Here is an 18,266-nt window from a genome sequence, read left to right as displayed (position 1 = left end):
AAGCATCAGTGTAGAAAAGAACAGCTCATTTTTTTTGACCGAAAAGCTAACTCGTTAAATGTCATTAGAATCAAGTTATAGCTAAAAACTTATTTTTGCTTGCGCTGGCGATAATGGGATGGCGTTTCATTTGTCCAACGTTTAAAGGCACGTGAAAAGGCGGAAGGCTCAGAAAAACCAAGTAAATATACAACTTGATCTATGCTTATATTGGGATTCATCAACAGCTTTTTTGCCATTTTTTCACGATAAGTTGCCAAAACTTTTTCAAAAGTCGTATTAACTTCTTTAAGATCTGCACGAAGTTTTCGGGGCTGTAGCCCTAAATGTTGGGCAATTAGTTTTAAATCTAATTGCCCTGATTCTAATAAACCAGAGCTGAGTAAGTTTTCTATATCATTAATCAAATAATATTTATCGACAACTTTCACCTGCTGTTTAGCTACATGCTCATGTATTTTTAATAGCATTGGTTCAGCCGATGCTGAAGCTAAACTCAATATTTCCGCATCAAAAATTATACAGCCGTACTGCATACCTAAACGAGTCGGGCATTTCCAGATACGTTGATATTCATCTAAACTTGCGCCTTCTTGGTAAGGCAACCATATTTCTTTGGGATAAAAATGATTGTTACTGATATAGTTTAAAAAATTAAGCATAACGCTTATGGCACATTCTAGATAATGACGAACTGGGTGCTGAAGATTCGTGATCATTGCATTTTGATTTTCAATGTGTAAATGAGCCACAAAAGCATCGGTAAAAATTTTCTGATAACGCAACGCTCTTTGTAAGCCGTCCCCAAATGTAGGGCTACTCATAAAAATGTATTCTAATATTTCGCCTCTAAAAATGGGGAAATGTTCACCTACATGAAGTCCGATATCCTGATCAGCACTGATTTCTTCAGCTATTTCCCAAAAGCGTTGTTGGGTCGAATTATCTCGCCGAATGGTTCTGTCAGGTGGTTGTTCAGATAATCTTATTTGTGAAAATATCCGATTTGCGTCCAAATTCATTTTATTAAGCGTGTGATATGTTAACCAGAGGAAAACACCAGAATCACTAGATTTGCTTTGATCCATAAATCAAAAATACCGATTTCAACAGATACAATTTATATTCGTAGATCAGGCTACAAACGTATAAAAGTCATCAAAATTTAAGCTTGTTTTATCATCTTAGAGAAAGCCATTTGACTGTTCAATGTCATTGCGTGCTAATTTTAATTATTGTTCTACAATCTAATTTAGCTATTCAGCAAATACTCATCAAAAATCTTTTAAAAATTTCTTTTATTTCTGAGCTGCCTTCTCAACTAGTCGCTTAAAACTAGGACATTGCAAATGCGATGGTGCAGGGCAGTCACCTACGTGACGAAGTATGTCACGGAGTGCGATCAATTTATGAATTTGAAGATCGATCTCATCAGCTTTTTGGTGAATAACACTTGGGGAAAGATCAAGTGCGCCATGACTATCGAACATTGCTGCGATCTCTTTAAGCGAAAAGCCCGCCGACTTCCCCATTGAAATCAAAGTGAGTCGTAACAGAACTTCCGAAGAGAATTGTCTACGTAATCCATGACGAGAAATTGAGAAAATCAAACCGATTTCTTCGTAATAGCGTAGTGCCGAAGGTTTAATTCCACTTTTTGCTGAAACTTCACCAATATCAAGAAATTTCATACTTGACCTCAAGTCAACTTGAATTAGTAGTATGTGATTAAACACCACTGCTGACAAGAGCGCAACATGACAGAGCAGACAGAATCATTAACATTGACAAACAAGACCCAAACTGGAATCACCATCACTTTGGGGTTATCCATCTTATTGGCATCGTTGGGAACAAGCATTGTCAATATCGTATTACCCACACTTGCTGAGGTATTTCTACTGCCATTTATTCAAGTACAGGCAGTTGTAATTGGATATCTTATCTCGTTGACGATCACGGTTGTGATTGCTGGACGCTTAGGTGATCGATATGGATGTAAGTCTATGCTGATCGTTGGACTGGTTATATTCAGTTTGGCTTCATTGCTATGTAGTGTTGCACCTAGCTTATGGATATTGGTTGCTGCACGATCATTTCAAGGAATAGGTGCAGCATTCTTAATGACACTTGCAATGGCACTTACACGTCAGACAGTCAGTAAATCACAGTTAGGAAGAGCAATGGGAATGCTTGGAACGATATCTGCTTTAGGTACAGCACTTGGACCTGTATTGGGTGGGCTTCTGATTGCCTTGAGCGGTTGGCAAAGCATTTTTGGATTACAGTTTATACTTGCGAGTATCGCGATTATTCTGGCTTGGGTGTTGTTGCCTAATGATTGCATTAGAAAACAAATTCCTACGTTAAGTTCATGGCAACCAGACCAGAACATAACGCCAAACCTAATGGTTAATTTGTTGGTTGCCGCCGTTATGATGACCACGCTCGTCATTGGACCTTTTTATCTGAGCCTAGGTCTAAGCTTGAATCAAATACAAGTGGGTTTGATTATGGGAATTGGACCAGTGGTTGCTATTTTAAGTGGGATTCCATCGGGTCGACTTGTCGATCGTTGGGGCAGTCGCTATATCGTCGCTATAGGGTTGATTTTTCTGATTATCGGTAGCTTTATGCTCGCTATCGTACCGAAATTGATGGGTCTAAGTGGCTATATTTTCCCTATCATTATTTTGACTTTAGGTTATCAACTGTTTCAGGCGGCCAACAATACTATGACTTTGGCGGATGTTCCCAAAGCTCGACAAGGGATGGTATCAGGACTTCTTAGCTTATCTCGTAATATGGGCTTAATTATCGGGGCTTCTGTGATGGGAACTATTTTTTCATTCGGTGTCGGCACAAATCAGTTCAATCAGGCAACGGCTTTAGCAATCATTGATGGGATGCAATTTACCTTTTTGTGTGCTGGAGCATTGATGATTGTGGGCTTGCTCATCAGTTGTGTCTCATTTCGTAGACGATATTGATCAGAAGGGCTTGTAGTGCAATCGTATAAAATGAGCTAGATCCAAAAAGCCCTCAAAAAGAGGGCTTTTAAGTTTTTATTTTTGTTTGGTTTTAATTAAATCACTTAAATCATAGCCTAAGCTTTTAGCATAATTTAAATATTCTTCAGTCGTGGCTGGATCAAGCTGTTGAGATCGACTGAGTAACCATAAATATTTTTTATTAGGAGTACCGATCAATGCAACTTGATAATTTTCATCCAGCTTTAAAATCCAATAATCACCACGCCCTACAGGTAACCAACGAAGTGCTTTTGGTAAAAAACTTACTTTTAATTTGGAGTTCGTAGGCGCGTTTTGTACAGATGCTTCGCCAATTGATTGTTGAAGCTTGCCATTTTTATCGTAACAACGATTATCCACTTTGATTGAGCCATTTTCATTTAAGGAATAATCAGCAGTAACGTTGTAATCGCATTTCTTTTGAAAATACATTGGTTTGCGCGCAATTTCATGCCAAGTGCCCAGATATCTCTTTAAATCTACATTTTTAACGGTTTGAATCTTTTCATTTCCTGCATAAGCAAATGCCGCAACACTAAGTAATGCTATTCCACCGACGAGCGTTAATATTTTAAACTTGTTGTTCATGACATAGCCCTATATTTAAGTATTTAATATATATATTCATTATGTCGCGCCTGATGCGGGGATATTGTAATTTTGCTTACAAGTCATGTAGTTTTTTCATGTAAAAATCTCTTCTAAGCAGTCCAAGTTGTCTTTTTCTTGCGATAATTTCATCATGCTGGTAAGGCAGTATTTCAACCAATTGATCAACAGTTAAATGGTTGTTTTCAATGAGAAAGCAATCTTGATCTGTTGACCAAGCAGAGGATAACAATTGTTTTGTGTTTGGCTTATTTCTAGGGGGCATGGATTAAATTCTTTACACCTTCAGGGCTGACAATCTATAAAACTGCGAGTGATTGAATTTTAACACTCAGCACTTTTAGTTAATTAGATTTGATTTGTTTATATCAAATCTTGATTTTGTTACTTAATCAAAATTTTAATACGTACTTTAGAAAAACTCAAATTTTAATTGTTATCGATAAATTGAGAGGGTGATATAAGATATAAATAGTTTATGGTCAGCTTAACCTAAGAACGATGAAGCAAGTTTATGAAAAAAATAACAATGATATTGTTGCTTATGCTTACAGGCTGCATTACTCCAAATCCGCATAGTTTGGTATTGATCCAGCAAGAAAAACCAATTGAAGTCATGCATGAGCAACTGGATGATGAAAATACCAGTAATGAGGTAAATAGAGCATTATTATGTGATGAATATAAGCGTGTCTATAAAACAGAATACCTGTCTACTTTAATGAAATATGATAAATCATTAGGACAAGAAAAACCCAAACAGTATTATTTGGACGAATTAAATAACACCATTTCTCAATATTTAGAACTGAAAAAAATAACCTGTTAAGGCTTTTTAGTTGGTTCAGTATTTATGTTGAGTTTCTTCCATTTTCTGATTTGAACTCTAAAATTGGTAAAAGGGGCGACAGTGTTGATATGAATCCATTTATACAGTGGCCAGTTGGCAGGTGTGGTTGTCCATTTACGTTGATTTATTTCAAATAGTTCTTCATCTGTTAGATTTTCAATCCAGTCTGTGACTTCTTTGACCCGTTTAGACAATAACTGAGTATTTTCTTTTAATGAATGCTGGGCATGGGTTTGATAAAAATTTTGATATAGACTTGCTAAGTTATTCCATTTATAGCCTTCTTTCGGCATTGAAACGGGGAAACCCGCAAGTTCTTTGCTTTCCCATTCTAATAATAGATTTACCCATCCCAATTGATAGGCTAAATTTTGGGCAGGGGTTTTATCTACAGCTGCAACTTTATGATTTTTTAAGTCTTCGGATATTTCTACAAATTCTGTTAAATATTGATTTAATGAATTATTGATTGCAACAATCAGTTCCTGTTTAGATTGATAGGTTTTCATCTATTCAATATTCCCAAAATAAATACAATACTGTTTATATTTAGTGCAAGTTTAGATCTAATTTATTTTAACTATGAAAAGGGTGGAGCAACTCATTACCGTAGTGAATATACAGTAATGAGTCTGAAATTTCTGCCAATAGAAAATCAGTTACTCAAAGAAGGCTTGTCTATTGTTTATATTCCTAGCGATTATTCAAAATTATTTAGCAGCAGCTTGCTCATCGCCTTGTGCACTTCTAAACAACTTCCATTCATCAACCACTGTTCCATTTGGAAGCTTACAATATCCAGCTTCATTTCCTAATGCATCTTTTTTAATCTGAGACTCGCCTCCCATTTTTTGACAATACACACTTGCAGGATTGGCCATGCCAAGCGGTTTTGCATTTTGAGTATTTACTTCAGGGGTAGAACAGGCAGAAAGAAGTGTTGTCATGAGCACAGATGCGCCAATATATATTTTATTCATTGCAAACAAAGTCTTGGTTTTAAAGTATGCAGTATAAATAAATCAGCAAGCTTTAATGTATCTACTCTGTATAATCCTGTAGCTCAAAAATAATGATCAGGTACGACTTAGTATAAAATATTAAGTATGATTAAATAATATTGTGTGAGAATAAAGAATATCTTTTTAATGTAAACGGTATAGTCAGTTAAATATAGGCAATGCAGTATTGATATTATATTTCGAGCAACGCTGTATTTATGGGGGAAGAGTAAATAAGATATAAAAAGCACGAAACAGAAAAGTCTATTTCATGCTGATATAGATAAACAGATTATACATTTAAGTGTTTGATAAAATGCACTAAAACCAGTGGTGATTTTAATTCAAGATTTGGTGCATATTTTTCATTTTCAGCTCGTAAATGAGGAATATTTAAGCCAGCTTTGCGTAATTCACAAGTATGACCAATCAGCCATTTTTCCATATCATCTGCCGCAACTTCGACATGGAATTGTAACGCCAAGATATTTTGCCCGACTCTAAATGCCTGATTTGTATAAATTGCTGAACTGGCAAGTAATTCAGCCTGTACAGGCAAGTCAAAGGTATCACCATGCCAATGTAAAACTTCGGTATTAACGATTGGCAATAACGGGTTATTTTGAGCCAGATTTAGCTTCAATTGACTCCAGCCAATTTCTTTTTGATGGCCTGCATAAACCTTTGCGCCTAAAGCATGTGCAATCAATTGTGCACCTAAGCAAATGCCAATCGTTGGTAAATTCTTGGCTAAACGTTGTTTAAGATAAGCAATTTCATCATTTAAAAAGGGATAATCTTCAGTTTCATAAACACCAATTGGGCCACCTAGAATGATAACTAGACCTTCAAATTCAAATGCTTGCTTTAAATCATCCATACCCGCTTCAAAATAACGTATGCGATAGCCCAAATCATAAAAAGTGTCTTCAAGAATACCTAAATCTTCAAATGCTAAATGTTGAATGGCATAGATTGTCTTCGGCAAAGCGTGTGTGGAGGAAGTCATGGTTTTATAATGATTTAACGAGAATATTGCTAATTTATACTAGATTGTATTGGGTTGAAAACTAAATTTATGCTGTGATTTGCAACATAGAATAAATACAGTGTTTGCTTGATTCCAAAATGGTCAATTTAACCGAATCATCAGAAACACTTCTTGCTATCAGTATAGCACCCACCAGTTGACATAAGACGCCCCAAGCTTTTTCTTCACTTCCGAGGCGTTGAGTAAATAGGGCATGACCGCGTTGTAATTCTTGCTGATAGCGTTGTTTAATCTCCTCATCAGAACGTGCGACTTCTGTAGCGAGTGTTGGCAATACACAACCATAATCTGGATGTTCAACATGCGAGAGGGTTAAGTAACGATTAAGTTCAAATTCAATCCATAACTCAGCCTGATCATGAGGGTTGTTTTGCCACATCTGAATGCTATTTTTGAGTTCGTTTTCAACCAATGCTTTAAACAAATCCTGCTTGGAAGAAAAATGTGAATAGAATGCACCACTGGTCACACCAGCAGCTTTCATAAAGCCATCTACACCGGTTGCAGCAAAACCATCTTTTTTGGCAAGCTGTCCACTGATTTTTAATAGCTCTTTTCTTTTTTCTTCTTTATAGCCAGATTTGTATCGCATATTTTCCTCGATCAAATTTTTCCTTGACGCTCTAGTAAAACTATAACATAGTAATCGTTATAATAACGATCGTTATGCAAAAAGGGAAGCATGATATGCAAGATGAAATAACAACATCAAATCAGAAAGTTGCATTGATTATTGGAGCAGGTGATGCAACAGGTGGCGCAATTGCGAAACGTTTTGCCAAAGGGGGATATATTAGTTGTATGACCCGTCGCAATGCTGACAAGTTACAACCACTGATTGATGAGATTGAACAGGCAGGTGGAACAGCATATGGTTTTGCATCTGATGCTCGAAAAGAACAGCAAGTTATACAATTGATCGAAGAAATTGAAAGCAACATTGGCGAAATAGAGGTACTGGTTTTTAATATCGGTGCGAATGTTCCCTGTAGCATTCTTGAAGAAACAGCGCGTAAATATTTTAAAATATGGGAAATGGCGTGTTTTTCTGCTTTTTTAACTGGTCGTGAAGTGGCGAAACGAATGGTAAGCCGACAACGCGGGACATTGATCTTTACTGGCGCGACTGCTGGTCTACGTGGTGCTGCTTATTTTTCAGCATTTGCAGGGGCAAAGCATGCACTTAGAGCTTTGGCACAGAGTATGGCGCGTGAACTTGGTCCACAGAATATTCATGTGGCTCATGTGGTAGTTGATGGTGCAATTGATACAGATTTTATTAAAAACAGTTTTCCTCATCTTTATGAGAAAAAAGACCAAGATGGTATTTTAAATCCTGAACATATTGCTGAAAATTATTGGCATCTTGCCCAGCAACCACGTGATGCATGGACGCATGAGCTAGATTTACGACCTTGGATGGAAAAATGGTAAGTCACTTTATATTAGTAAGTTGGTTTGTGTGAGTAGGTTAATATAGCTAGATGACTTATCTCGATATAGCGAGATTAAGAAGTGATGATTTAAGTTTTTTCTAGAATCATTTTTACAGTAAAAATATGATCAGTACAGTTAAGGAATAACACTAAATGAAACAGGTAGAATTTTATTTTGATTTGGGTAGTCCATATAGTTATTTAGGCTTTTATCAGATTCAAAAAATTGCAAAACAAAATCAAGCACAAGTGATCTGGAAACCAATCTTGCTTGGCGGCATTTTTAAAGCCACAGGGAACAGTAGTCCAATGGCTGTGCCAGCAAAAGCCAGTTATTCGATGATCGATATGGGGCGTTGGTCAAAACTCTGGAATATTCCAATACAAATGAATCCCTATTTTCCTATTAATACTTTAAATCTGATGCGCGTGATTACAGCGGTTCAGCTTTATCAAGCTGAAAAATTCTTAACAGTGTTAAACGCTTTATTTGATGCAATGTTTGGGCATCCGCGTAATTTAAATGATATCAATGAACTTATTACCTTGCTTCAATCATTGGGTTTTAGTACAGAGCAGGTTCAAACTTGGCTTTCAGATGAACAGGTTAAAGCCCAACTAAAAAATATGACAGAAGAAGCCATTGGGCGTGGTGTTTTTGGTGCACCGACATGGTTTATTGGCGATGAAATGTTTTGGGGCGTTGATCATCTTCATTTTGTTGAGATGGAATTGGCTAAATCTTGATAAATAAGCTTATAGATTCTGATTCCATTATTTAGACTGCTAGCAGGAGAGAATCGAGTTGTGTTGTACCTTGCCATGCAGCACAGCTATTCTATACAAAGCAAAACTACATTGAATCAGCAAAATATTTGATGAACAAACACGAATCAAAAATATAATAGATTAAACATAATAATGCTGTAATAGTGCAAGGATCAGTGCCAAAGTGAATACGGATAAAAGTGTTTGCATGCTGATGCTTGCTGCCATTAATTGATGATCGCCGTTTAACAGTTTGGTTAAGATATATGCGGAAGATGCGGTTGGGATAGAAAAGAAAATCATGATAGCAATCACCGCGGCATGACTTAGCTCAAAAAACTGCAGACAGATAAAGGCAATAAGCGGGATCAGCAATAATCTGAGTAGGCTAATGAGCAAAGACTTTTTCAGATAAACTCTGAGCGTCGAAAACTGAATTGCTGTTCCTACACATAATAAGCCCAACATCAGGCTACTACTTGAAAAAGCATTTAACAGATTTGCAAAGCCAGACCAAATAGGGATGTTTAAAACATTAAATGTAATTCCCAATATACAAGAGCTGATCAGTGGATTTTTGATTAAAGACCAGAATATATTTTTAATGTTCAGTTGATCTTTATCTGTCAGTGAAAGGATCGAAACAACATTAACCAAGGGAATTGCTATAGCAAGGATATTTACCAAGATACTTTTGATTTCAGCATTATTGAGTGTCGTGGCAATCGAGAGTCCGAGATAGGTATTAAAACGAATCAAGCTTTGGACATATACACCGATCTGGGCAATAGGTGTGTTGTTTAACTTTGCAAACAGATAAACGCCAGCAATGATCATGGCCATAATTAAAAAAATGACCGTGAGAATGCTGTTGAGATGCCCCATATTCATATCTGCATTTGCAAGAGAGCTAAACAATAAGGCTGGAAATAAAATATAGTAATTGAGCTTTTCTGCGCCATTCCAGAATTTCTCTTCCAATATACGCGACTGGAACAGATAAAAACCTAAACCAATCAGGGCAATGGATGGGAAAAGAATAGTAATCATTTGTAGCATGCTGAACGCTCTATGCAGAACCTAATTCGACCAAGTCCCACCCACTGATTTTTTCATCTGTAAGCTAAACCCAAGTAAACTTTAATCAAGAATATGACTTATGCCTATTCATGGTAAAATGAGTCTTTACTCATGGACAGAGTGGCGATGACATTTACTCAACTGACTATTTTTGCCATGTTGGCTGAACAGAAAAGCTTTACTGTTACAGCACAGCGTTTGCAAATTTCTCAATCTGCGATTTCTCATGCAATTAAAGGCTTAGAACAAGATTGGTCGGTCAAATTGTTTTATCGCAATCATAATGAAGTTGAGTTAACTGAATCGGGTATACGACTTTTAGTGCATGTGAAAGAAATTTTGAATATTTCCAATGTCCTAAAGCAAGAAATCTCCGATATACAAGGATTTCATTCTGGGACTTTAAGAATTGGATCTTTTGGTGCTTCATCTTCTAATGTACTGATTCCCTTAATTCTAGAAAAATTTAGTTTAAAATATCCAAATATTGAAGTGTTTATTAAAGAAGGAACGGACAAAGATATTACTCAATGGATTCATGATCGTACTATTGATGTTGGATTTGTGGTTTTACCTGAAGAACGCTTTGATACTTTTCCTGTGATTGAGGATATCTTTGTAGCACTTATTCCTAAGTCCTATATACGATCACAACAAAGTGCAGTTCGATTGGATGAATTGGTAGAACATCCTTTTTTAATGACCTCAGCAGGCAGTCAAAACCATGTGACAGAGATGTTTAGAAAAGCCAATTTGAGTCCAAAAATTAAATGTTATTTTTCTCAAATTTTGACCATTATTAATATGGTGAACAATGGTGCTGGTGTTTCAATTGTCGCAGATATGGCCTTGAATAAAGAGTTGATGACACTGTTTCCCAATGTTCAAAAATTACCTTTATCACCGAATATTAAGCGGTCTATTAGTCTGGCAGTGAAGAATAAAAAACAGATGAGTCCAATTACACAGGCATTTATTGATATTGCACAAATGGTTTAGCACTTTATCGTGAGCGTTTCGCAGAAGAATAAAAGATGAGTATAAGCACAGCATGAATGATTTGATTTATAAACTCATAGGACGTCCTAAAACAGCATTTATACTATGTGGCTGTATTGCTAACCTATCCTTATGGGCAATCGGCCATATCAAAAGCTTTAGCATTTTATGGGTACTCAGCTTTTTCGTTTTTACCGCATTTTCTGCATTGGCTTTGTCTGTATATTTGATGGAAATTGTTGAGAAAAAGCCAAGATACAAAATCTACTTTCAACTGTTGTTTTACACACTTTTGATCATTTTATATTTAGCATTGAATACTTATAAATCTGTTTTAGATCAGAAATTTTTTCCACGAAGTTTAGTGATGTTTGTGGTTGTGTTTTTCACAATGTTATTGATGGTGAATTTAAGAGTTGTGGTTGGATATAGTTTCGAAAATATTAAAATGCTATGGAAAAGGCGTAAGTAATTTTGCTGCTGATCTTAATATATCTGATTTGAACGTTTTGGTTTATGCAACTAAACAAACAATACTAAACAGGCAATAAAGGAATGTGTTGATGGATTTAGAAACATTACAACGGCAAATCTGCAAAAAATATGAGTCAAAATATATCGAATTTAATCCGTCGGATAGGGTTGCAATTGCATTACAGAGTCTAGGTCAACAACCGATTTATGCAGTTCGAGTTGCGCTACAAAAACAAGACAATGTTTCTTGGTTTATTCACTGTGGAGAATATTCTTCAGCTGATGATTTTTATCAACCGCTGCATGCCTCGCATTTACAGCAATATTTACCTGAAATTTTACCTTATTTAGCGCTTGAGCACGGTTATCATGTCATTATTGATAAGGATGGCTATGAAGATGTTTGGTTGAATCCAACAACCGACTAAATTTAGCGAATCATCGCAATCTGTATAAAATAATGAATTGATTGTGATAGGAGTTAAAAAGTATCGTCATCACGACCAAAAAAAGCGAACCGAAGTTCGCTTTTTTAAAGTGTAAATTAACTACAGGACTTAGAAGAAGCCCATTGCTTTGGTTGAATAGCTAACCAATAAATTCTTGGTTTGTTGATAATGATCAAGCATCATCTTGTGGTTTTCACGGCCAATACCTGATTTCTTATAACCACCGAATGCAGCATGTGCAGGGTAGATATGGTAGCAGTTGGTCCATACACGACCAGCTTCAATCGCACGACCCGCACGATAAGAGGTATGCGCAGAACGCGACCATACACCAGCGCCTAAGCCATACATCGTATCATTGGCAATTCGGATTGCATCGTCATAATCTTTAAATGTTGCGACAGAGAGCACTGGTCCAAAAATTTCTTCTTGGAAAATCTTCATACTGTTGTCGCCTTTGAAAATGGTAGGTTCAATATAGAAACCTTGACCGACTTCCTGACGATCGCCGCCACCTGTAAGCAATTGAGCGCCTTCAGCACGACCTGTTGCGATACAACCCAAGATTTTGTCTTGTTGCTCTTGAGATGCCTGAGCACCAATCATGGTGTCTGTATCTAGAGGATGTCCAGTTTTGATGCGTTTTACACGTTCAACTGCCATTTCTAGGAATTTATCGGCAATACTTTCTTGAACCAAGGCACGTGATGGGCAAGTACATACTTCACCTTGGTTTAAAGCGAACATGGCAAAGCCTTCAAGCGCTTTGTCTAAATAGTCATCATCTTTATCCATGACATCTTCAAAGAAAATGTTTGGTGATTTACCACCAAGCTCAAGTGTCACAGGAATAATATTTTCAGTTGCATATTGCATGATCATTTGACCAACAGCAGTGGAGCCTGTAAATGCAATTTTAGCAATGCGTGGATTGGTTGCCAGTGGGCGACCCACTTCAACGCCGTAACCATTGACAATATTTAAAACGCCTGGCGGTAAAATATCTTGAATGAGTTCAGCAACAACTAAAATACTTGATGGAGTTTGTTCAGCAGGTTTAAGCACAATACAGTTACCCGCTGCAAGTGCCGGTGCAAGTTTCCATGCTGCCATAAGAATAGGGAAATTCCATGGAATGATCTGACCAACTACACCTAAAGGCTCATGGAAGTGGTAAGCAATGGTATCTTCATCAATTTCAGAAATACCACCTTCTTGTGCACGTAAACAACCTGCAAAATAACGGAAATGGTCAATTGCTAAAGGAATATCGGCTGCCAATGTTTCACGAATTGGCTTACCGTTTTCCCATGTTTCTGCAACTGCGAGTAATTCTAAATTTTCTTCTAAACGATCTGCAATTTTCAGCAGTACATTTGAACGTGTTGTTGGAGAAGCTTTGTTCCATGAAGCTTTGGCTTTATGTGCTGCATCTAATGCAAGTTCGATATCTTCTGCAGAAGAACGTGGAATTTTGGTAAAGGCTTTACCATCTACAGGAGAGACATTATCAAAATATTGCCCTTTAACCGGTGCTACCCATTTGCCATCAATAAAGTTTTCATATTGGGCTTTGAACTGTACTTTTGAACCAGGCTGATTTGGATCTACATAACGCATAAGAGTATCCCTTTACTTATATTCATGATCATTCATGATGTGTTTAATATGGCATGTATGAACAATGATTGTTTACATGATGGTTTGAGCATAGAGAGTCAAAGGTAGGGAAAAGGTTGGATGAAATCCAAGACATATTTGCGCTATGCTTTAATCTTTGGCAATATTTTCTTGTTTATTGGAAAATTGCTAAATATTGGAAAAAATTGGTTTTATTCTACAGCTTTGGTATGAGTTGTGTTGACTGAGGTTAAGCTCACTGTGTTAATGTGCTAGAGTAATTTATAGGCAGGTCCGCTGGATAAAAACAACAGAGAAAGGATAGGATATTTTTTAACGAATTACAGAGGAAGTAGCGTATGTTAAGCCAACAAGAGTTATCAAATAAACGGAGTTTAATTGAGCAATTACGCCAAAGTAGTAGTTTGTCTTTAAAACATGCTGATCAACTCGGGCAGAGTATTGCAAGTTCATGGCAACGTTCCAATTCAGCTGCGATTCCCAAAGATCGTGATGCTGCACCCTTGATGAATGTAAAACAAGAAAGAAAAACACTGTTAGAAAAAGCAATCGAACATTGTCGTGATGAATTAACCCATATCGCAGAACAGTCGGCAATGGTTGCTGCAGTAGGGGATATTGGCAGTACCATTATCTGGTCAGCCGCAAGTGGGCAAATGCGCAATGCCGCAGAACGTGTTCATTTTATTGCTGGTGGGCAATGGCGAGAAGATTTGGTGGGAACCAATGCTTTGGCACTGTCATTAAAAACCCAACAATCCAGTTGTGTGTTTTCTAATGAACATTTTATGTCTTCGGTGCATGACTGGGTTTGTTATGCCTCTCCAATTATAGATCCATATTCCAAACAAGTTTTAGGAGTAATTGATCTGTCAACCACATGGAATCATCACAATAGTTTGGGATTATTGGCGGCTGAGCGCTGTGCCTCAATTATTCAATCGGCATTGCTAGAGTTTCAGCAACAACATTTATTTATCCGGGCTTTTGCTGTGCCACAAGTGTTGTTCAATGGCAAGATCGTGGTACTGACACCACGACAAATTGAAATTTTGACTATTCTTGCGTTGTGTCCACAAGGGATGAATCTGGAAAATTTACATCAAGCGCTGTATGGTGAACGAAAAGTGAGTGTCGGCACATTAAAAGCTGAAATGTCGCAATTGCGCGATATCTTGGGTGGCATGCTGGGTTCACGGCCTTATCGTTTATTGGCACATGTTGAAGCAGATTTCTTGCAAGCAGAGAATGCTTTAGATGCAGGCTATACCGAATCCGCTTTAAAATTATGCAAAGGTGTATTTTTAGCTAAAACTGAAAGTCCTTTTTTATCGGCATGGCGAGACTGCCTTGAATCACGCCTGAGTGAAGCGATTTTTAAAGCCAATGAAACAGATGCTTTATTAAAACACCTTGCACATTTTCCAGAGGCGATTGATGCCGTTGAACGTCTGATTGAACTTACACCAGTCGGGCATCCTGCTCATCAAATTCTAATGAAATATAAAGATGAACATTGATTTTGCAGGATACTTTTAACTGATCATTCGCTTGCAAAGAAAAATGGATTTGAGCCTTTAAAGCTGTTTTTGGGCTAACCAGGAAAAAAGTTGATGATAAACTTCTTTTCTGACTTCTGGTGCCGATAAAACCAAGTCATGTAGTCCATTTTGAATGGTCATGACATTAACGTCGCCCTGTATTTTACCTGCATCCCTGATGATGTCTTTGACCTCTAAAATAACATCAGTGCTTTGAGCATCTCGGTTAAATTTCTTGGGATAGGTCGTTTTGTGAGAATGCATCACCAAGGTTGGTACATTGATCTGTACGCCTGCATGAATTTCTTTTTGCGCTTCAAAAATTGCATGCACAAAGCTTAAATATACTTTGGGGTAAGTTGGTTTTTTCCACTCTAAGCTGAAATCCCATTCGCCTTGCAAATCTTTATGCAGACTGGTGACATACCATTTATTTAATTCACTTGGAAACTTTAAATTAGGTAAGCGTTTACCCAGTGCGCTGAGTTTGGGTAGGGCTAATTTTTTCTTCCAAGCAGGCATATTAAAGTCATAAAAAGGACTATTGCACCATAAGGCTTGAATAAGGGGATGTTGTGGATAATGTGCTGCATATAATGTTGCGATCAATCCACCTGTAGAATGTCCTGCCAGTAACACCTCAGTGTGGCCTTCCTGACCAATAATCTTTAATGCTTGCGTGATTTCTTCATCATATTCATTCAAATTTAAAACATAATAATATTTTTGATGTGGTAAGTAAGAACGACCATATTTTCTTAAATCAAGTGCATAAAAATCATAATCATGTTGATTAAATTGTTCAGCCATTTCTGTTTGAAAGAAATAATCGATAAAACCATGGATATAGAGCACCGCTTTCTTGGTCGCTTGAGCTGCTTGTTTGCGTACCAAAGTTGCAATGACTTTACCATCATAGTCATCTGCTAAGTTTAAGGTTAGTTTTTCATAACCTGTACCAAGGATATCAGGTTGATATTCAGTAGATTGAGTGGTCATAGCATATTCCTGAATTTATTGAAAAATGAAATCCGAAAAATTACAGATAGTCTTTTACCAGCGCACAGGATTCATCATATAGTTTTTGTGCCAACTGTATATCTTTGGCTTTGCCTGATTTAAATGCAGGGGTTTGCAAACTCACATAATCACCATTGCGCTTTTCCCATGATGGATCAAAAGCAATTTTTTTAATTAATTCGGCAGGCTTAGATGGTGGAATAAGGCCAAGTTTAATTATTGCATATTGCCATTTGGGTAATTCACGATAAATCTCAGAATCTACGCCACCTGGATGTAATGCATTGCTGGTGACATGACTTCCATGTAGTTGTTTGGCGAGGATATTACTAAACAGCAGATTGGCTAATTTACTATTGCCATAGCTCAAAACACCGTTGTATTTTTTCACTTGATCCGCGTTAAAGTTTTCAGGTTGGATACAACCTAAAAGATGCATCATTGAAGCCAAATGAATTACACGACCTTGTTGGGCTTTTTGAACCAATGGAAGAAGTTTCAATGTCCAAAGAAAAGGCCCAAGATAATTTACCCCAAACTGTTTTTCAAAACCATCAGCTGTGGCCTCAAGATCAGGTGTCATCATGCCAGCATTGTTGACTAATACATCAATTTTTTCATATTTGGCAATAATTTCATTGGCTGCTTGGTTAATTTGTTCAAGACTATTTAAATCAAGGCGAATCACGTCTACTTGACCTGTACCGAATGACTCTAAGTGTTGTTGTGCTGTTTTTGCTTTTTCAGGATTACGACAAGCAATGATCACATGGTGACCATCCTTAATAAATGTTTCTGCAGTTGCAAGCCCGATTCCAGTGTTTGCACCCGTGATGATGATGGTTTTACTTGTTGTTGTCATTGCTGAAATAATCCGCTGATGTTTTAAGCATCATAGTCATAGATTGTGACTTTATCAATATATCTGACAATAATGATTGTCATTTTTTGATAAGCGTATAAAAAAGGAATACTACCAAAGTAATATTCCTGAGTATCAAGCATACTTCATTGTATTTGGCCTAAAACAGTTGTCAGGCTGAGTAGAACCAAAGGGGATCGTTTTTACATTGCTGATTCAAAAATTTTAATGACTTGAGCATCAGTTGCTTTACGTGGATTGGTCAACATACAGGCATCTTTTTGCGCATTTGATGTCATCACTGCATGATCTTCCGCTTTGACACCCAGTTCAGCTAAGCCAGAAGGGATACCAATAGATGATGATAACTCACGAATTGCATCAATCGCAGCAAAGGCAGCCTCAGTAACGGTTAAACCCTCAGTATTGACACCCATTAATTGGGCAATTTTTGCATAACGGTCTGGGCAGGCAATTAAGTTAAACTCACACACATGCGGTAATAGAATTGCGTTACATACGCCGTGTGGAAGGTTATAGAAGCCACCTAATTGATGAGCCATTGCATGTACATAACCTAAAGACGCATTGTTAAATGCCATACCTGCTAAATATTGTGCATATGCCATTGCATCACGTGCTTCAAGATTTTCGCCATTGGCAACAGCAGGGCTTAACCATTCACTAATCATTGAAATGGCTTTTTCTGCACATGCATCTGTAATTGGGTTCGCAGCAGTTGAAACATAAGCTTCTACAGCATGAGTTAAAGCATCCATACCCGTTGCAGCAGTTAAAGCAGCAGGTTTTGCAATCATGAGTTTAGGATCATCAATTGCAACAAGCGGTGTACAACGCCAGTCAACAATCGCCATTTTTACATGGGTATCTGTATTGGTGATAATACAGAAACGAGTCATTTCAGAAGCAGTTCCCGCCGTTGTATTGATTGCGACAAGCGGTGTCATTGGGACTTTACTTTGATCAATCCCTTCATAATCACGAATATGACCGCCACCTGCGGTGACTAAGCCAATTCCTTTTGCACAGTCATGAGAAGATCCACCGCCTAAAGACACAATAAAGTCACAGCCATTATTGTTATATTCATTTACGCCATTGTGTACATTAATATCTGTCGGGTTTGGTTCTGCACCAGGAAAAACATGACTGTCTACACCAGCTTCTTTGAGATAGTCAACAATAATGTCTGCAACACCAAATTTGAATAATCCAGCATCAGTGACGATGAGGGCTTTTTTTGCCCCTAAATTTTGTGCTTTAGCACCGACTTCTTTGGCACAACCTGGACCAAAAAGTGAGACGCATGGGATGTAAAAACCGTTTGTTTGATCTGCTATATTTTTAAAAGCCATGGTGCGATTCCTTCTACCATTGTTATTTCATCATTCCAGAAAGGTGATGATCACCTTGAGGTTGAGTATCAGTTTTG

The 18,266-nt window shown here is 37.3% G+C and carries 21 protein-coding genes; 8 read left to right on the top strand and 13 right to left on the bottom strand.

Annotated features, from left to right (window positions below; translation table 11 throughout):
• Nucleotides 1–89: 89 nt before the first annotated feature.
• Both GJV03_RS01835 and GJV03_RS01830 read right to left on the bottom strand, forming a co-directional pair.
• Nucleotides 90–1,088 carry an AraC family transcriptional regulator gene (locus GJV03_RS01835; protein ID WP_154129343.1) on the bottom strand — a complete coding sequence of 333 codons (999 nt, stop codon included), beginning with the start codon at nt 1,086–1,088 and terminating at the stop codon, nt 90–92.
• A gap of 210 nt (nt 1,089–1,298) precedes the next feature.
• Nucleotides 1,299–1,691 (bottom strand): helix-turn-helix domain-containing protein, encoded by a 393-nt coding sequence (locus GJV03_RS01830; protein WP_004719481.1) that lies wholly within the window; start codon nt 1,689–1,691, stop codon nt 1,299–1,301.
• 66 nt (nt 1,692–1,757) lie between these two features.
• Between GJV03_RS01830 and GJV03_RS01825 the strand changes: the two genes are divergently transcribed.
• Nucleotides 1,758–2,990 carry an MFS transporter gene (locus GJV03_RS01825; protein WP_004719484.1) on the top strand — a complete coding sequence of 411 codons (1,233 nt, stop codon included), beginning with the start codon at nt 1,758–1,760 and terminating at the stop codon, nt 2,988–2,990.
• A 75-nt stretch (nt 2,991–3,065) separates the two neighbouring features.
• On the opposite strand, the gene GJV03_RS01820 is transcribed toward GJV03_RS01825, so the two are convergent.
• Both GJV03_RS01820 and GJV03_RS01815 read right to left on the bottom strand, forming a co-directional pair.
• A complete protein-coding gene (locus tag GJV03_RS01820; protein ID WP_154129342.1) occupies nt 3,066–3,620 on the bottom strand; it encodes a lipocalin family protein in 555 nt (184 codons plus the stop codon).
• Between the two features lie 76 nt (nt 3,621–3,696).
• A complete protein-coding gene (locus GJV03_RS01815) occupies nt 3,697–3,906 on the bottom strand; it encodes a hypothetical protein (RefSeq protein ID WP_056512760.1) in 210 nt (69 codons plus the stop codon).
• A 249-nt stretch (nt 3,907–4,155) separates the two neighbouring features.
• Between GJV03_RS01815 and GJV03_RS01810 the strand changes: the two genes are divergently transcribed.
• On the top strand, nt 4,156–4,470 hold the full coding sequence (locus tag GJV03_RS01810) for a hypothetical protein (protein WP_252720667.1): 315 nt from the start codon (nt 4,156–4,158) through the stop codon (nt 4,468–4,470).
• Here GJV03_RS01810 and GJV03_RS01805 read toward each other — a convergent pair.
• The 4 genes from GJV03_RS01805 to GJV03_RS01790 all read right to left on the bottom strand — a co-directional run bounded on the left by GJV03_RS01805 (nt 4,467) and on the right by GJV03_RS01790 (nt 7,135).
• The gene (locus tag GJV03_RS01805; protein WP_154129341.1) at nt 4,467–5,000 is read right to left on the bottom strand and encodes a ClbS/DfsB family four-helix bundle protein; all 534 of its coding nucleotides are present in this window, start codon (nt 4,998–5,000) and stop codon (nt 4,467–4,469) included. The two genes, GJV03_RS01810 and GJV03_RS01805, sit on opposite strands and share 4 nt — an antisense overlap.
• 201 nt (nt 5,001–5,201) lie before the next feature.
• Entirely contained in the window at nt 5,202–5,471 is a 270-nt protein-coding gene (locus GJV03_RS01800) for a DUF333 domain-containing protein (RefSeq protein ID WP_004719494.1), read from the bottom strand.
• Between the two features lie 313 nt (nt 5,472–5,784).
• On the bottom strand, nt 5,785–6,501 hold the full coding sequence (locus tag GJV03_RS01795) for a glutamine amidotransferase (protein ID WP_154129340.1): 717 nt from the start codon (nt 6,499–6,501) through the stop codon (nt 5,785–5,787).
• Nucleotides 6,502–6,568: 67 nt separating this feature from the next.
• A complete protein-coding gene (locus GJV03_RS01790) occupies nt 6,569–7,135 on the bottom strand; it encodes a TetR/AcrR family transcriptional regulator (protein WP_154129339.1) in 567 nt (188 codons plus the stop codon).
• 95 nt (nt 7,136–7,230) lie between these two features.
• On the opposite strand from GJV03_RS01790, the gene GJV03_RS01785 reads away from it, so the two are divergent.
• Nucleotides 7,231–7,977 carry an SDR family oxidoreductase gene (locus GJV03_RS01785; protein WP_004719501.1) on the top strand — a complete coding sequence of 249 codons (747 nt, stop codon included), beginning with the start codon at nt 7,231–7,233 and terminating at the stop codon, nt 7,975–7,977.
• Between the two features lie 155 nt (nt 7,978–8,132).
• Nucleotides 8,133–8,726 (top strand): 2-hydroxychromene-2-carboxylate isomerase, encoded by a 594-nt coding sequence (locus GJV03_RS01780; protein WP_004719504.1) that lies wholly within the window; start codon nt 8,133–8,135, stop codon nt 8,724–8,726.
• 162 nt (nt 8,727–8,888) lie between these two features.
• Here GJV03_RS01780 and GJV03_RS01775 read toward each other — a convergent pair whose 3' ends face one another.
• Entirely contained in the window at nt 8,889–9,806 is a 918-nt protein-coding gene (locus GJV03_RS01775) for an AEC family transporter (protein ID WP_154129338.1), read from the bottom strand.
• 147 nt (nt 9,807–9,953) lie between these two features.
• Between GJV03_RS01775 and GJV03_RS01770 the strand changes: the two genes are divergently transcribed.
• The 3 genes from GJV03_RS01770 (at nt 9,954) to GJV03_RS01760 (ending at nt 11,728) form a co-directional block, all read left to right on the top strand.
• Nucleotides 9,954–10,826: a LysR family transcriptional regulator gene (locus GJV03_RS01770; RefSeq protein WP_146113216.1), complete on the top strand. Its 873-nt coding sequence runs from the start codon at nt 9,954–9,956 to the stop codon at nt 10,824–10,826.
• A gap of 52 nt (nt 10,827–10,878) precedes the next feature.
• Nucleotides 10,879–11,298 (top strand): hypothetical protein, encoded by a 420-nt coding sequence (locus GJV03_RS01765; RefSeq protein WP_154129337.1) that lies wholly within the window; start codon nt 10,879–10,881, stop codon nt 11,296–11,298.
• Between the two features lie 91 nt (nt 11,299–11,389).
• Nucleotides 11,390–11,728: a hypothetical protein gene (locus tag GJV03_RS01760; protein WP_004719512.1), complete on the top strand. Its 339-nt coding sequence runs from the start codon at nt 11,390–11,392 to the stop codon at nt 11,726–11,728.
• Between the two features lie 129 nt (nt 11,729–11,857).
• Here the strand turns inward: GJV03_RS01760 and GJV03_RS01755 are convergent, their stop codons facing one another.
• Nucleotides 11,858–13,369: an aldehyde dehydrogenase family protein gene (locus tag GJV03_RS01755; RefSeq protein WP_004719517.1), complete on the bottom strand. Its 1,512-nt coding sequence runs from the start codon at nt 13,367–13,369 to the stop codon at nt 11,858–11,860.
• Nucleotides 13,370–13,728: 359 nt separating this feature from the next.
• Between GJV03_RS01755 and GJV03_RS01750 the strand changes: the two genes are divergently transcribed.
• Entirely contained in the window at nt 13,729–14,910 is a 1,182-nt protein-coding gene (locus GJV03_RS01750) for a hypothetical protein (RefSeq protein ID WP_004719519.1), read from the top strand.
• A gap of 57 nt (nt 14,911–14,967) precedes the next feature.
• Here GJV03_RS01750 and GJV03_RS01745 read toward each other — a convergent pair whose 3' ends face one another.
• The 3 genes from GJV03_RS01745 to GJV03_RS01735 all read right to left on the bottom strand — a co-directional run bounded on the left by GJV03_RS01745 (nt 14,968) and on the right by GJV03_RS01735 (nt 18,189).
• The gene (locus tag GJV03_RS01745; protein ID WP_004719521.1) at nt 14,968–15,930 is read right to left on the bottom strand and encodes an alpha/beta hydrolase; all 963 of its coding nucleotides are present in this window, start codon (nt 15,928–15,930) and stop codon (nt 14,968–14,970) included.
• 40 nt (nt 15,931–15,970) lie between these two features.
• Nucleotides 15,971–16,813, bottom strand: coding sequence for an SDR family oxidoreductase (locus GJV03_RS01740; RefSeq protein ID WP_105713694.1), 843 nt, complete (start codon nt 16,811–16,813; stop codon nt 15,971–15,973).
• 203 nt (nt 16,814–17,016) lie between these two features.
• Nucleotides 17,017–18,189, bottom strand: a complete 1,173-nt coding sequence (locus GJV03_RS01735) for an iron-containing alcohol dehydrogenase (protein ID WP_105713693.1) — start codon at nt 18,187–18,189, stop codon at nt 17,017–17,019.
• Between the last annotated feature and the right edge of the window lie 77 nt (nt 18,190–18,266).

This window comes from Acinetobacter sp. RIT698 (assembly GCF_009668065.1).
GTDB classification, from domain to species: Bacteria; Pseudomonadota; Gammaproteobacteria; order Pseudomonadales; family Moraxellaceae; genus Acinetobacter; species Acinetobacter guillouiae.
The sequence above is the reverse complement of the archived record's forward strand: the minus strand, read 5'-3'. Positions and strand labels throughout refer to the sequence as shown.